The sequence below is a fragment of the Bacteroidota bacterium genome (assembly GCA_020402865.1).
Taxonomy (GTDB): Bacteria; Bacteroidota; Bacteroidia; order Palsa-965; family Palsa-965.
Genome location: JADBYT010000019.1, coordinates 72556 through 89326 on the forward strand (window position 1 = coordinate 72556; position 16771 = coordinate 89326).

Annotated in this window: 8 protein-coding genes; 6 read left to right on the plus strand and 2 right to left on the minus strand. The window is 46.7% G+C overall.

Features of this window, described 5'->3' with window-relative positions:
- Positions 1 to 131: 131 nt before the first annotated feature.
- The 6 genes from IM638_13565 (at position 132) to IM638_13590 (ending at position 11087) form a co-directional block, all read left to right on the plus strand.
- A complete protein-coding gene (locus IM638_13565) occupies positions 132 to 3497 on the plus strand; it encodes a gliding motility-associated C-terminal domain-containing protein (GenBank protein ID MCA6364063.1) in 3366 nt (1121 codons plus the stop codon).
- A gap of 9 nt (positions 3498 to 3506) precedes the next feature.
- Positions 3507 to 4004 (plus strand): hypothetical protein, encoded by a 498-nt coding sequence (locus IM638_13570; GenBank protein MCA6364064.1) that lies wholly within the window; start codon positions 3507 to 3509, stop codon positions 4002 to 4004.
- A 103-nt stretch (positions 4005 to 4107) separates the two neighbouring features.
- A complete protein-coding gene (guaB, locus tag IM638_13575) occupies positions 4108 to 5574 on the plus strand; it encodes an IMP dehydrogenase (GenBank protein MCA6364065.1) in 1467 nt (488 codons plus the stop codon).
- Positions 5575 to 6114: 540 nt separating this feature from the next.
- Complete coding sequence (locus tag IM638_13580) at positions 6115 to 7350, plus strand: hypothetical protein (GenBank protein MCA6364066.1); 1236 nt, start codon at positions 6115 to 6117, stop codon at positions 7348 to 7350.
- A gap of 204 nt (positions 7351 to 7554) precedes the next feature.
- Positions 7555 to 10224: a dynamin family protein gene (locus IM638_13585; GenBank protein ID MCA6364067.1), complete on the plus strand. Its 2670-nt coding sequence runs from the start codon at positions 7555 to 7557 to the stop codon at positions 10222 to 10224.
- A gap of 230 nt (positions 10225 to 10454) precedes the next feature.
- Entirely contained in the window at positions 10455 to 11087 is a 633-nt protein-coding gene (locus IM638_13590) for a DUF4145 domain-containing protein (GenBank protein ID MCA6364068.1), read from the plus strand.
- A gap of 41 nt (positions 11088 to 11128) precedes the next feature.
- Here IM638_13590 and IM638_13595 read toward each other — a convergent pair whose 3' ends face one another.
- Positions 11129 to 11929, minus strand: coding sequence for a hypothetical protein (locus tag IM638_13595; GenBank protein MCA6364069.1), 801 nt, complete (start codon positions 11927 to 11929; stop codon positions 11129 to 11131).
- A 258-nt stretch (positions 11930 to 12187) separates the two neighbouring features.
- Positions 12188 to 16771: a T9SS type A sorting domain-containing protein gene (locus IM638_13600; GenBank protein MCA6364070.1), complete on the minus strand. Its 4584-nt coding sequence runs from the start codon at positions 16769 to 16771 to the stop codon at positions 12188 to 12190.

The window sequence follows — 16771 nt, forward strand, 5'->3', positions numbered from 1 at the left end:
TTAAATCATTGATTAATTTCCCTAAATCATAGGATTTAACACTCCTTAGTACACAAGCCGCGCAAAGGCTTGCTTTGCATCCTCAGAATCCTATCTTTGTGTTGGCTCACAACACATTGATAACACGATTTATGATGCAAATAGGAATAAAGCGACTCCTGCTTTTCCTCTTACCCGCCTTTTTCCTGCTTCCGCAGGCAAAAGCTTCGCACCTGATGGGTGGCGAAATTACGTGGGAATGTCTGGGTACCGGGCAGTTTGTGTTTCAGATGAAACTTTACCGTGATTGCAACGGTGTTACGGCTCCGCCGGCGGCTGCGCTCGATGTATTTAACAATCCGGCCATTACGGTAATCAACCTCACACTGGTTTCGCAGCAGGATATTTCGCCCGTGTGCAACGGCGCGGGGCCTACCATTACCTGTGCTGCAGCTTCTGCGTCAACCACACCCATTCCGGGCGCGGTGGAAGAATACATTTATCAGTCGGCACCCATTTTTATGAATGGTACACCGCCCCCGCAGGGCTGGGTGTTTACTTACGACGACTGCTGCCGCAACAATGCCATTGTGAATTTGCAGAATCCCGGCGGTGCGGGGTTCACGCTGCGCGCCATTATGTATGCCTACAATGCGCAGAACATGAATCCGTGCTACGATAACTCACCGAAATTTCTCGAAAGTCCCAAGTCAATTATCTGCACCGGTTATCCGTTTACCTACAACCACAATGCAGTGGATGTGGAGCTCGACTCACTTTCCTACGCCTGGGCCGAGCCGCTTGATCAGTTTACCACGTTTCCGCCCGCCGCCTACAACCCCGGTGTGGATCCGCCGTTTATTCCGTTTGTGGCCGGTTTCAGTATGACCAGCCCGCTTCCCGGCACCAACCTCGATCCGAACAACGTGCCCGCCACACTCGATCCGTTTACCGGCGAAGTTTCTTACACTTCCTTTACACAAGGCGCGTTTGTTACCTGCATTAAAGTGCAGGCGTGGAAATGCGGACAGCTTGTAGCCGAAATTTTCCGCGAAATTCAGGTGGTGCTTTTACCCTGCGGCACCAATACGCCGCCCGATGTGAATGCACCGTTTCAGGATCCCGTTACCGGCCTCTTTACCTTGTATGCCGATACGGTAACGGCCGGGCAGCTTGTTACCTTTACACTCACCGGAAGCGATTTTGAGTTTTTACCCAACGGCGCACCGCAAACGGTAACCATGACCGCCACCGGCCTGCAGTTTGGCACCGGCTTTACCAATGCGGCTTCCGGCTGTTTAAATCCGCCCTGCGCCACGCTTAATCCGCCTCCGCCCGTGTCGGGGGCATTGGGTACGCAAACCACCTTTACCTGGCAAACCGACTGCAACCACGTATCCTACACCAACCAGTGTTTTGTGCAGTCGAACACCTACAATTTTGTAATCCGCACGGCCGATGATTTTTGTCCGGCACCGGCCCAAAACATTGCCACCATTTCCATTACCGTGCTCAACTTGCCGGTGGTGCAATCGCCGGAGGTGCATTGCCTGGCGGTGGATGCTGCCGGCGGGGTTACGCTTACGTGGGAGCAGCCGCTTGATACGGCCAACACCTTCAACAGCTACCACATTTACAGCTCCGCCAATGCCAGCGGGCCGTTTACGGTTATTGATTCTATTTTCAATTACAACCAGACCAGCTACACCCACGCCGGTGCCAACGCCAACAGTGCGCCGGTGTATTACTACGTGCAAACCCGTTCGGGATGCGGTGGTGCGGTTATGCTGCCTCCGCAGGATACACTCAGCTCCATTTACCTGCAGGTGGTAAACAACAATAACCTTACCGCTACACTCAACTGGAACAACATCAGCACACCGCCCCCGGTTTCGCAGTTTGGCTGGTTCCGCATTTACAAGGAATATCCCGCCGGTGTGTGGACACTTATTGATTCCACCCAGTCGCTCAACTACACCGACAGTATTCCGTATTGCAACGCCAACGTAAATTACCGCATCGAAATAGGCGATTCGCTGGGCTGTGTGTCTGTATCCAATGTGGACGGCGTGCTGGCGCAGGATGCCATTGTGCCTGCCGTGCCCGTGCTCGACAGCGTGTCGGTAAATGCGGCCGGTAATGCCGTGCTGGGCTGGCAGCCTTCCACCTCAACCGACGTAACGGCCTACATCATTTTCCAGTTCATCAACAACATCTGGACGGCCATTGATACCGTGTATGGCTACAACAACACGTCATACACCAACACCATTTCCAACGCCGACCAGCAAAGCGAACTCTACGCCGTGGCGGCGGTTGACAGCTGCAGCAACGTAACCGTGTTCAGCAGTCAGCACAACACGCTGTTCCTTACCGGCATACTTGATGTGTGCAACGTGGCCAGTGTGCTTTCGTGGAATGCCTACAACAACATGACCGGCGGTGTGGCCGCGTATGAAATCTGGTTTACCGAAAACGGCGGGCCGCTTCAGCAGGCCGGCACAGTGGCCGGAAACATCACCACCTTTACACACAGCGGCCTCACCCAGTTTTCGACCTACTGCTATTATGTGCAGGCGGTTGATGCCACGGGGTTAATTACGTCCACCTCGCAGGAGTTTTGTCTTTTTGCCAACGTGCCCCAGCTGCCGGCGTTTGAATACCTGCGTGTGGCTACCGTAAATGCGCCGAACACCGTTGAAGTGCGCGCCTTTGTGGATGTAACGGCCGACGTGATCCGCTATGATGTGTATCGCTCAGAAACACAAACCGGCCCGTGGGCGCCGCTTGGCAACGTACCTTTTTCGGCCACCACACCGCAAATCAGCTTTACCGACAACACCGCCGAAACCAGTGTGAAAAGCTACTGGTACAAAATGGTGGCGGTTGACAGTTGCGGCAACGATGCGTACACGTCAAACCTTGGCCGCACCATTCTGCTTCAGGCCACCGCCAACAACGAAATTACCAATACCCTCATCTGGAACCCGTATGAAGCCTGGGCTTCGCCGGTGCTGGGCTACAACGTTTACCGCGCAGTTGACGGTGTGCTTGCGCCCGTGCCTGTAACCTTTGTGCCGCATACCGGTACAATGACCTACACCTACGTAGATCAGGTTGAAACCTACATTCCGCAGCGCGGACGTTTCACCTACCTGATTGAAGCCGTGGAAACACCTGTAAATCCCTTCGGCTACACCGATACCAGTTACTCCAACCTGGCCGAAGTGGTGCAAAAGCCGCTGGTGTATGTGCCCAACGCCTTTACACCCAACGGCAACGGCCTGAACGACTTGTTTATGCCCTCGCTCGGTTTTGTGGATGTGGAGGAATACGACTTTACGGTGTTTAACCGCTGGGGCGAAATTATTTACCGCACCAATGTGAAAACCGAAGGCTGGGACGGACGTTACCTCGGCGATAAATGCCAGCCGGGCGTGTATGTGTGGACGGTAACCTTCCGCGCCGCTTCCGGCGATTTTGTGGACCAGAAAGGTACAGTTACGTTAATTCGTTAACTTGAGCCGATGGAAACCACCGCCGGTACAAAAGAAGCGCAGTTAGCCACCATTACCCGTTTTTTGCACGAAATAGGCCTGGAAACCCGCCAAGGCGAGGTGCCCGAAAACACGTTTTTGTCTGCTATTTTGATCAAAAACGGCGTTATTGTCTATAATCCTGAACAATTACTGTATCCCGGCGACCTTTTGCACGAGGCCGGGCACGTGGCTGTAAGTTTGCCGCATGAGCGGGCCGGGCTGCACAACAATGTGCTGGAACTTGACCAGAACAAGCAGGGCGAGGAAATGGCCGTGCTGCTGTGGTCGTGGCTGGCAGCAAGGCATATTGGTATTCCCGACGAGGTGTTGTTTCACGATACCGGCTACAAGGGCGAGGCCGCCTGGCTGCGCGAACAGTTTCAGAGCGGGCACTACCTCGGTGCGCCGCTGCTGCAGTGGATGGGAATAATTGAACCGGCAGAGCCGGGCAAAATGCCCCGTGTAAAAAGCTGGCTGCGCAGCTGAGCCGGTTGTGAAGAAGTAATTCCGCCTCAGCCAAACAATTTTCGCCATAATTGCATACCTTTGCACGAATTTTAACCGAAACGCTAAAATTCAAACCGTTCTTATGGCTGTTGCTCCCAAATTTCTTGCAGAAGGTCTTACCTATGATGATGTGCTGCTGGTGCCGGCATATTCAGAAGTGCTGCCCCGTGAAGTTGATATCCGTTCTAAATTCTCCCGAAACATTACACTCAATGCGCCCATCGTTTCCGCTGCAATGGATACGGTGACCGAGTACGAACTCGCCATTGCCATTGCCCGCGAAGGCGGTATCGGTGTAATTCACAAAAACATGAGCATCACCGCCCAGGCCGATCATGTGCGCCGGGTAAAACGCTCGGAAAGCGGTATGATTATGGACCCCGTTATCATGTCGGAAGCCGCCACCATTGGCGACGCACTGGCGCTGATGAAGGAAAACAAAATCGGCGGCATTCCGGTGGTCAACGACAAAGGCATCCTCACCGGCATTGTCACCAACCGCGACCTGCGTTTCGAGAAAGTCATGAAACGCCCCGTGCGCGAGGTAATGACTTCCAAAAACATCATCACCACCCGCCAGGGCACCGACCTCAAAAAAGCCGAGCAGATTCTGCAGCAGTACAAGATTGAAAAGCTGCCCGTGGTTGACAAAAACAACAAGCTGGTTGGCCTCATTACCTACAAAGACATTATCAAAATAAAAGAGCGTCCCAATGCCTGCAAAGACGCGCTGGGCCGCCTGCGCGTAGCCGCCGGTGTAGGCGTTACTGCCGATACCATGGAGCGTGTGGATGCGCTGGTAAAAGCCGGCGTGGATGCCATCATCATCGACACTGCGCACGGCCACTCCAAAGGGGTGATTGACATGCTCAAGCGCGTAAAGAAGGCCTATCCCAACACCGACATTATTGTAGGCAACGTAGCCACTGCCGAAGCCGGCCTCGCGCTGGTAAAAGCCGGGGCTGATGCCGTAAAAGTGGGCATCGGGCCCGGTTCCATCTGCACCACGCGCGTAATTGCCGGTGTAGGCGTGCCGCAGCTTACTGCCGTAATGATGGTGGCCGAAGCCCTCAAAAAATCAGGCATTCCCGTAATTGCCGACGGCGGCATCCGTTTCACCGGCGATATTCCGAAAGCCCTTGCTGCCGGAGCCAGCACCATCATGGCCGGTTCGCTGTTTGCCGGTGTAGAGGAATCGCCCGGCGAAACCATCATTTACGAAGGCCGCAAATTCAAGTCGTACCGCGGCATGGGCTCGCTCGAAGCCATGCAGAAAGGCTCCAAAGACCGCTACTTCCAGGATGTAGAGGACGATATTAAGAAACTGGTGCCCGAAGGCATTTCCGGCCGCGTACCCTACAAAGGCCAGCTTTCCGAAATCATGTACCAGCTCATCGGCGGCCTGCGTGCCGGCATGGGCTACTGCGGCGCCAAAGACATTGCCACACTGCAAAAAGCGCAGTTTATCCGCATCACTGCAGCCGGTATCAAGGAAAGCCATCCGCACGATGTGATGATTACGCGGGAGGCGCCGAATTATAGCCGCTAACGCGGAATGTTCAATTTTGAATGCTAAATGTATAATGCAGCCGGACTTTGTCCGGCTGTTTTTTTTGGGGTGTGTGTAATAATGCAGCCGGCTGTTTTTTTTGGGGGGAATGTTTGGAGTGGTTTTTTGTGTGTTGTAATGCAGCCGGGTGTTTTTTTTGGGGTTAGGCTGTTTTTTTTGGGGGGGAAGTGTTTGGAGTGGTTTTGTGGTGTTGTAATGCAATTGGGTGTTTTTTGGGGTTCGGCTGTTTTTGGGGTTGGAGTGTTTGGTGTGGTTTTGTGGTGTAGTAATTCAGCCGGGTGTTTTTTTGGGGGAGTGATGTAATTCTTTAAGTGGGGTGTTTGGGGACGCGTATTTTGGGTAGTTGTCACCGGGATATAGGTTTTACGCATAATGCGTATATTAAATAGTTGATAATGTAATGTGTTTATAAATAATGAGTTAATGTATTTTGTAGTTAGTTGTGTTTTTGCGGGGTAATTGCGTATATTTAGGAGTTGCCTGCAACCCTAACAGATCCTAATAGCAAAGACAGAATTTATGTTTGGATATAGAAATACAATTAAGGCTTTCTATGAAATAGACAGCTACACTTACAGACAAGAAAAATCAAATAGCATTGTAAGTGAGATAACAAATAAAGGCAAAGAATACATTTTGGGGGTTGATGAAAATGAATTTATAGAGTATTTAATTGAAAAATATAGTATTGAACCATTAACGGTTGACAGGGAAAATCCAAGTATCAACGAACCAACTGTTTCAAAAGAATGGGTAGAAGACAGAATGTGGAGAGAAAAATATCAAACTGATGTTTATACTTTTACAATTAGTTACAAATTTTCAGGTTCGTCTGAATTATTTAAGGTTAGACCTGACACTTGGACAATGACTACAACTGAAATTTCAATAAATGAACAAAACTCAACAGTATCGTTTAGTTTTAAACTTTATAGAAAAGACCCAGGAGAATTTAATAATGCTAAAAGAGATTTTGAAAACAGAGCCTTTGCAAATCTTCAAAATGTAAATAACTTAGTTAGTAGTTGGAATAATTCAATTAAAGGACTTGCAACTTCAACATTTCAAGAACACAAAAGAAAATTTCAGCAAGAGAATGATTTTTTTGCTGCAATCAATGTAAAAGTAAATACAAATACTTCATCAGTATTTACTGCACCAACAATAAAGAAAAAAGTTATACCACAACCAACAGTAAGTCCAAAAAAAGAATTTTCATCAGAGCCAATGATGAGCAAAGAAATGTATGATGACATCTTAAAAGTGATCTACGATTCTGGAAAGAATATGGAGAAGAAACCAACTTTATATCAAAACAAAGACGAAGAGGGTTTAAGAGACCAATTTTTGTTCGTATTAGAAACAAGATATGATGGAACTACTGCAAGTGGTGAAACATTTAATAGAAGTGGTAAAACAGATATACTTTTGAAATACGCTAATGATGGAAGTAATTTATTTGTAGCAGAATGTAAGTTTTGGCACGGAATAAACGAATTTCAAAAAGCAATTTCACAACTATTTGACAGATACTTAACTTGGAGAGACTCAAAAACAGCCTTGATAATGTTTGTGAAAAATAAAGACTTTTCAAATGTAATTGAGACAGTAAAAAAAGAAATTAACGAACATCCTTACTTTTCTAAATTAGTCGGACATCGTGGTGAGACTTCTTTTAGTTACTTGTTTCATTTACCACAAGACAATCAAAAACCAGTACAATTAGAAATAATGCTTTTTCATTATGACAAATAAATAGGGCAGCAGGCAACATCGGTTTGGCAATATGGCGGCTGAAGTGCTTCTATGAAACATTTGTGCAAGGTTCAACAGCATTAATTCTATTGAACTTTATTGCTAAAAATCCGCCACATCGCCAAGCCGTTTCCCGTTAGCAACAATTATATGACAAACCATGATATCAGTAAAATTGGTTTAAGCCCAAAAAAATGCAACAAAATGAAAGAGGAAATATATATTTCATATGCATGGATTAAATCCCCTACAGGCAATAAGGGGCACTCAACAATTGTTAACTCTATTGAGAAAAAATTGAAAGGTCATTTCAGCGTTAAAATTGATAAAAAAGATTTAAAGTACAAGGGAAACATAAAGGAATTTGAACAACGACTGGGACGAAATGGAAAAATTGTTATTGTCATTAGTGATAAGTTTCTTAAGTCAAAACATTGCATGCACGAAGTGCAATGTATAGTTGAGAAAGGCAATGTATATGAACGGATATTTCCAGTTGTGTTGGATGATGCTGACATTTATAACTCAAAAGGGATTCTTAAGTACGCTAAGTATTGGGAGAAGGAAAAGGAAAAATTAGAAAAGGAGTTGAAAAAAACTAAATCGCAGGCCAATCTTATTCCAGTACAAAACGACATCAATTTATTTTCTAAGTACCGTGAAATTATTGCTGGTTTTATTGCCATACTCAACAATATGAATACGCTAACTCCAGAAATTCATGAAGGGGCAAAATTTGAACAATTAATTGAAGCACTGTATGGAAAAAATCCACGACCTGACCATAAGCAGGAAAAGGATTACGCCAAGCGAATCTCAGAGACCAAAAAACTATTTGATAGTGCAATAAAGATTATAGAAAAGGAAATCAAAGAGAGAAAAATTAAGGCTGAGGAAATTCTTGGAAAAATAAGGCACTTTCAAAATCAATGCACCCAACAAACATTTCAAATTGCTGTAATGGCAATTTTAAAATCGGGGAAATCCACCTTTTTAAATTCGTTACTCGGCAATGAGTTTTTGCCCGTTTCGAATGTTGCGGCAACTTCTGTCCCCGTTAGGATTAATCATTCAAGACATAAAGACGGGTATCTTACTTTTGGGAAAAGCAAAATTGATGGTGTAGAAAAGATTAGGAAGCAAATCGAATTGACCAATGAAGAAAAGAGAGATAAGGGAATGCAAGAGGTTCAATTTAATTTGTTTGCTTCTTTCAGGGCACTTGAGGATAAGGAAATGACTGATATTAAGTTTGAAATATTAGACACACCTGGCTTTGGTGAAGCACTTACTGAAATTACAATTGGAAAAACAATTGACGAATCCAATTTGGAGCTTATTGATAAAATCAGCGCAATAATCTATTTGCTGGATTACACCAAATTGAAAACAACAGACGAGGATAAGGTGTTTGCAAAGTTAACTGAGATGCGAAGTGACATTCTGGATAAAATATCAGACAGGTTGTTTTTTATAATTAACAAAATTGATGAGGAAAACAGGAATAGTTTGCCACCAGATAAAGTAGTTGATTATGTATTTGACATCGTTAAAACGAAAATGCCGAATGTTTTAAAGCAGCACATTTTTACAATATCCGCTAACCGTGCATTATTATCTAGATTAATTCTTTTTGAGAATGCGACCAGTGAAGCGAAAAAGGACTTTGGTAGAATGGCCTTTGGATTTAAAGCAAACCAAAAGGATGAATCGGAATACAAAGAAGTAGCAAGAGAAATATTAGCCGCCAGTAACATTCTTGAAGTTGAAAGCAGAATTCTGAATCACATTTTCGATAATCGAAGTAGGATATTTGTCGAAGGTCTGCAGGACAGCTTGAAACATTTAATGAAGGAATTCAAGAATAAATTTATTATCACTGCTGAAGGAGTTCTTAGCAGAACAATTGAAGAAATTACTGACCTTGAATCAAAAATTGAGGCAGCAAAAAAAAAACAACAAAGTATCCAGGACGAAGCGGATAAATTTGAAACGGAAATCAAGGAATGGAATGAAATAGAATTTCGAAACTTTGAAAAAAGCATCACAGATCAAATTGACTCAGCTTTCAATATTGAAAAGGTTGAAGAAAAGCAATCGTTTTGGGGTAGAATGATGCCAAATTGGGTAAAGAGAGTTGGAAATAAATTGCGCGAGGTACAAGACTCCGTTGATTCCAGTTCGAAATATGATGTTGAGGAATCAATTCGTGCGCTTAACAAGGAAATTAATGAGGAGTTAATTAATTCATTCGGAATATTCAGACGGGAATTAGAGAATAAATTAGCCTCAAAGCAGAAAGCACTTTTTGAATCGCTGAAGCAAACGATAAATACATTAGCAAAAGAGTTCGAGAGCACATTAAAAAAAGGACTTAAAGTGGAATTTGAACAAACAGAGGTTCGCTTAGACGAGCCAGATTTTGACAGAACCCTAATAAAGGCAGATGAGCTCATTGATAGATTTGTACAAAGCGACTGGAAAGGAGTTCGTGTTGCAAAAAAAGAAAAGGTTTACAACGAAAGAAAGAATTGTTATCTGGGGGGATACGACACTTTTACTACTTATGAAACTCAATACTTTGAGGAGAATAGAATAAGCAAGACCTCCTTAGAATTGTTTTGGAAAAAAGTAATTGATGACAGGCATCAAAATGCGAAGGGAGTGACGAATAAGTTACTTGAAAACAGTATAAAAGCTCAGATTAAGAACGCAAGGAAAAGTTTCGACACATACGTGGGAGATTACCTTTTAACTATCCAAGAACAAAAGGCTCGATTGACGAATAGCGACAAATCGGAAATTGCAAATCAGATAGCACACTTAAGACAATTAAATGAGACGGTATCGAGTATTATTCAAGATTTGAAATAGCTATTCAGTAAAATAGTGAAGTTTAGTAAACTTTGGGAAAATTATAAAACAACTATTGCTAACAGGCGTTTGGCTCAATGGTGGGTACAGTGGTTAAATGAAGCTTTTGCTTCTTTCTAAGTTTCTGCTGCTTTGACTGTGAAGTGCTTCGAAATACTGCACGAACGCCAAACGGCAAAACCTTACTACTAATTCTAAATCATATCACATCGACAACAAATAGAAAGAAAATGATCGAACCTGAAATACAATATAAAGTACCAAATTACTGCCCGACTTGTAATTCGATAGTTGAGACTGGAATTCTTTTCAGTTATGCTTTGAATATTATATACACAGACGAATTAGAAAACCAAGGGACAGCCGTAATATTAGGAAAGTGCTTGAATTGCAACAGTCCGTTTTTATCACAAGAAGATTTTCAAAATATTGAAGAGCATTCTTGGGTAAATGACAAATTTCAACTTTACCCATTGACAGACAACTTCGCATTAAAAAACGCACCTGATATTGTTATTAATCCATACAAAGAAGCCCAGAAATGTTTTAGGGCTCAAGCATATGAAGCTTGTGTAATAATGTGCCGAAAAGGAATTGAAGCGATATGCACTGACAAAGGCGAGACAAAGGGCAACCTCGCAGACAAATTAAAAAAACTAAAAGACAACCATATTTTAGAAGAAACATTTTATAACTGGTCAAACGAATTGCGACTTATTGGAAATGACGGAGCCCACTCACACGACAAAATAATTAACAAGCAAGATGCGAGAGACGCCATTGACTTTTTTGACGCTTTGATAACATATTTATATCATTTGGTTGATCAATACAAAAAATTAAAAACTCGTAGAACTAAGTAATGACAAGTGGAGTAAAGAATATTATTTATTTCAGTGTCTATCTATAGAGTATCAAATTTATTAGCATAGTAATGAGCTTTTTCACGGTCTTTAGGTTCGCTATTCCCATAGAAGTTACTATGAGAAAATAGTGTTTGTGTAAGGTAATTTTTAAGCCAAAGATATTTTGCATAGTTTTGAGTTCCACTGTATAATTCATTTTTAATATTAGTATATATATATTCTAAATCATCGATATTTTTAAGGGCTATTCGTTCTGCAAATGAAATAAAAATTGCATCATTATTTATGATCGTAAAGTCGGTGGGATATTGATATATTAAACGATTTGGTCTATCAACTGCGCCGGGGTAAATGCTATCATAGTTATATTGTAATATAAAATATTCTTTGGTTTGGTGGGAAGGATTACTATCATATGATGCAATGATTCTTGGGTCAATAATTACTCTAGGATATTTTTCCTGTGATTCTAAAATATAAGCATCACTAAGTCCATTTCCTACAACAATATTTAGTTCAGTATCAAAATGAATGTCACCTAAAGTTACTGCTCCTCTAATCCAAATATTTTCCCTTGCACAGTCGCATTGTATTGTTTGAACTGCAGTTAATAGCTCTCTTAATCCTTCTATGCTTAACTCACTGGCAAGAATAACTGAATCACTCACTAATTGACCGCGAACATTTTCTTTACTCGATTTTACTTTTTTTAGAGTTTTAGTAATTACTTCGAAATACTTATCAAACCTAAGGTCTGTATCTTTTTTGCGTAACATTTCTTTAAATCCTAAGACATCTAAAAATGCAACATATTGCTTCTCTTTTAGATTTTTTGACATTGACATTGTTTTCTGTTTTTGTATGATTGCGTCTTTCTGGTGTTTATTTATATATTGTAAATATATTAAGTGTTTTATTTAGATCAAGATTTGTGCTAATATTTATATTAAAGGAGTAATAAATTGTCATTTTTAGGCAGATCTCTTTCTGATCTAGCTTCATGGTGAATTTAATGTATATGACACTAACATACCCCCTCAAAAAAAACACCTGCCGGCATTGCTGCACAGCAGGTGTTTACTTCAACATTAATCAATTTACTCGTGAATGAGTTTGGCGGAGTAGCTGAACCCGCTGCGGCGGTCTTCAATTTTAAGCAGATACACACCCGCTGCACAGCCCGTAAGCTGCGTGTTTATTTGCATGCGGCCGGCATCGGTTTCGCGCATTTCCTGATGCACCACGCGGCCGGCAAGGTCAGTTACCGTAATAGAAATGGTATTGCTTTGCGGCGATACGAAGTCGAAAATGAGTGTGCCGTTGGTGGGATTGGGATGCAGATTGTCCACAAACACGCTGCCGGGCTGGTAGTTGATGAGCACCACCGGCGAGTAGGTGTAGGTGCCGTTAAAATCAACCTGCTTTAAGCGGTAGTAGTTTTCGCCCTGTTTCGGGAAAGCGTCAACCTGCACATAATGCAGCGGCTGTGTGCTGTTTCCGGCCCCGTCAATGGTAGCAATAGGCTGGAAGAACTGCCCGTCGGTTGAGCGTTCGAGCACGAAGTAATCGTTGTTCTGCTCGGTGGCAGTAGTCCAGCGCAGCACGTTGTGCTCGTTTTCGCTGGTGCCGGTAAAGGAAATAAGTTCAACCGGCAGCGGCGTTTGCGACTGCGCCACGGCAAATACCGAGAAGCCGTTTAAGCCCGTGCGGCTGGTTTGCGCAGCGGTGCTGGTGGCTACACACGTGCCCTGCAAACCCCAGGCGCTGGCTATGTTGGCGGCTTTCATTACCGTCCACCCCGAAGCGCCCGCCGTGTTGCTGTAACTGGTGCTGAACAGCGTGACATCATAATTGCCCGAAGTGGCATTGGCCGAGGCATTGATGGTCCAGTAACCGTTGTTGAGCGCCTGCAGCGCATTGTAGGTGGCGTTGGGGCATTCGCTGGCGGCAGGGCCGTTGGGCAACACCGCCCACGGATCAAACCTTGCAATGAGCTGCGGAATGGTGGTGGTGGTGGTAAACGTAATTTGTGCGCGCTGGTAGCCCTGCAGCACCGTGCCCACGGGCAGGTTGTAAGCCACCGCCGCGCCCGAAAGCCAGCGGCGCAGGTTGCCGGCCACAAAACTGTTTGTATTGCCCGCCGTGCAGGCTGCCGAAGCGGTGTTGGTTACCTGCACTTCGTTGGCGGCAGTAACAATGCGGCCGTTAGTAAGTGTAAGTGTGCCCGATGTGCCCAGCACCATATTGGTGGCCAGCGTTACACCCGTGCCGGTGTGGTTCATAAGCACATTGTTAAGCGTGAGTGTGCTTGTGCCTTGATTATACGTTTGCGCGGCGGTGCCGTTAAACTCAAGCGTGCCGGTGGTGCCGGTGTTGGTGTAGGTGCTGCTGCCGTTGCTGTTGGTGAAGTTGCCGGCTACCCGCACGTAGTTGCCCGTGGTGTTGAATACACTGGTGTTGTTGGTGGTGGTAAAATTGCCGCCAATATCAATGGCTGCATTCAATATTACCTGTCCGCCGGTTTTGGTAATGGTGAGGTTGCCCACTTTATCGGCTCCCACAAACGAGCCGGTAATGTTTTGCACCACCGAACCGTTGTTGAACACAATGGTAGAAAGCGGACTGCACACGAGTGAACCGAAGTTGGTAAAATCGCCGCAGATGTTGAGTGTGGCGCCGGCCTGCAGGGTAAGTGTGGCGCCGGGATTGATGGTGAGGTTTTTTACGTTGTATGTACCTGCGGTGAGAATGGGTTGTGTAACCGACGAGGGCGAAATTACCGCATCAATGCCGCAGGTGGGCGAGTTGCAGCCGCCCCAGTTGCCGGTGGGCACCCACGCACTGTTGGTGCCGCCGGTCCACGTAACCGAGTTGCCCGCAGCGGTGTAGTTGATGGGCGATGTGGCCGAGAAGTTGAGCGTAAAGCCGGAGGTGGAGTTGGAGAAGTTACTTACGCAAAGCAAATACACATCGCCATTGTTCACGGCCAGCTGCTGCTCGTAGGCAAAGTTGAAGCCGGGATAGGCTGCAGGTGCGGTATTGGTTACGGTGCTGTTGAGGCCGGTAACCCCCAATCCGCTGTAGTTGCAGCGTATGGGCACTGCACCGGCGGCAATACCGGCACAGTTGGTAGCGCCAGCGCCGGCAATTTTCCACACGGCAAAATCGTAGTCGGTGGCGGCGGTGCTGGGTGCGCCGGGCCAGTCGTTGGGCACAATGTCGAAGGTAAGTGTGCCGTTGGCATTAATCGGAATGGAATACCATGCCGAGCCGCGTTCGCCGGAGGCAAGGCAGATGGATGCGCCTGTGAAATCGCAGATATTGCCGTAGGCCTGATAACCGGGGTTACCAATGGCAATGGTGGCGTTGCACACGGGGTTGGGCGCCGAGCAATCCTGCCCCACGGCAGCCGGAAAACCTACTGCGCCGTTTACCGCCATAATATCAAACGTGCCGGTGAGCGAGTTGGCGCCGTCCACACGAATGAAGTAGGTGGCGCCTGCGGTTAAGCCGGTGGCGGTTATTTCGGAATTGCTGTACGACGAAGTACCGCACACAGGCGCATCGTCGTTGCAGGCCACCTGGGTAAGCGAGGCGCAGGTGCCGCTGTAAAGTGCAATCTGCGTATTGGTGAGCGAGCCGATGCCGGTGCGGATGCGCAGCTGCCCCGAAGCCGGACACACCACTGAATACCACACGGAGTTAATGGTGCCGGTGGTCCAGCAGCTGGCTGCGGCGGGTTCAGACACACTGCCGGAGCAGGTGTTGTCGCCACTCAGGTTTACGTTGAGCGGAAGCGATTGTGCGTTGCAGGGTAAGTCGTTGGCGGGGCCGCTGCCGTTGTTTACAATGTTTATATCGTAGGTGGCGGAGCTGGGCGATGCCCAGGTATCTACCACAATGTAATAGGTTCCGGCCGCAGGCACGGTAACGGAAGCGGAAAGCGGGTTGCTGCCGCCGGCCGAGCCTACGCAGGTGGTGCCCACGTTGCCCGGGCAGCCATTATACACCTGAAAACCGATGTTGGAGGTGCTGGCGTTGCTCAGGGTAATGCCTAAGCAGGCCGCACCGCTCAGGGTAACCGCATATACACGGTCTTCGCCCGATTCGTAGAGCGTGGCGCAGGAGCCGGTGCTGGCATTGGTGTAGTCGTTGCCGTAGCACGCGGTGGTGTGCCCGGTAGCGGTGTAGGGAAGTGTAACGGTTGGTGCATTGCTGCACAGGGTGCCTGCCGCAGCGGCTGAAGGTGCTGAGATGCTGATGTCGTAAGGATTACAAAACGGCGACGACTCAGAATCAACCACCACGTAATAGGTAACGCCCGATGTAACATTGAAGCACAAACTCTTGTTGCCGGTTGAACTTTGCGCATTGGCCACACAGGCTGCGGTGGAGGTAATGCAGGGCGGCACGTTTATCGGACAACCATCATACACCATTACGGCCGTGAATGAGCCTGATGATGTGAGATTGAGCGTGACCTGCCCGGTGGATGCAGCGGTGAAATAAAACACTTCATCTTCGCCGGTGTAGTAAAAACCGGAACCGCACACCGACGATACATTGGTGCTGAGAATATTGTTGATTTTACCGCAGGTGGTACGGCCGGTAGAGGTGTAGGGCAGCGAAATACTCACGGCACCTGTACCCAAAGCCGCCACACAGTTGGTGGCAGGCGCAGAAATAGTGAGGTTGTTGTAGGCATAACACGACGAACCATCCAGCACAAGATAATAGGTAGTGCCGGAAGTTACACAGGTGGAAAGCGTGGCATCACTGCCGCTGGTGGAGGCTACACAGTTGCTGCTGCTGCAAATGTTGGGGCATCCGTCGTACAGATACATACCGGCATCAAACGTAGAAGAGTTAAGACCAATATTGATTAAACCGCTGACCGTTGGTGTAAATGCCCACACCTGATCTTCGCTGCTCATGTAAAACGAGTTACCGCAAACTACGGTATTGCTTCCATCCACATTGTTTACCGAACCGCAGGTGGTTCCGGCGCCCGAGGCATAGGGAAGCGAAGCCACGGTGGTAAAACCGGTGCCCATTAAACTGGCGCAACTAGCTGCCGTGGCGGATGATACAAGCGAGATATTATCTACAGCCGATGGCGGGTTTGTACCAATAGAACCATCGCAGTTGAAACTGAATACCAGACGCTGCGTAGTGCCGGCAATACCGGTGCAGGGCAGCGAAATGGAGGCGCTTTGCCAGGTGGCTTGTGAATTGTAGGTGGTGCCAAGCTGCCCGGTGGTGAGTTCGGTTCCTGCGGCGGGCGTGGTGGTGGTGGGCACCAGAAACACTTCCATATAATCGCAGCATGATTCGCCTACGCCGCGCCAGTTGAAACTCAGCGTGATGTTCGGCTGGCCTGCCGGAAAGGTAATGTCGCGGTAAAAGTGTTGTGTGCGCGCCTGATTTATGTTATACACATTGCCGGTGCCGCCGTTGTTTGAAATATAGGCCGATCGTGTGCCGCTGTTGGCTACTGCCGTGCCTACATACCATTTGTTTGCAGCACCGCCGCCGTTTTGAGCTTCCTGCCAGTTATTGGCCGCAAATGTATTTCCGCTTTCAAAGCCGCCGTCGCCGGCCGGATTAATGAGTGTGGTTTGTGCCTGAATACCGGTAAACGCTGCACATGCAATAATTGAACAGAGTAGTTTTTTTGTCAT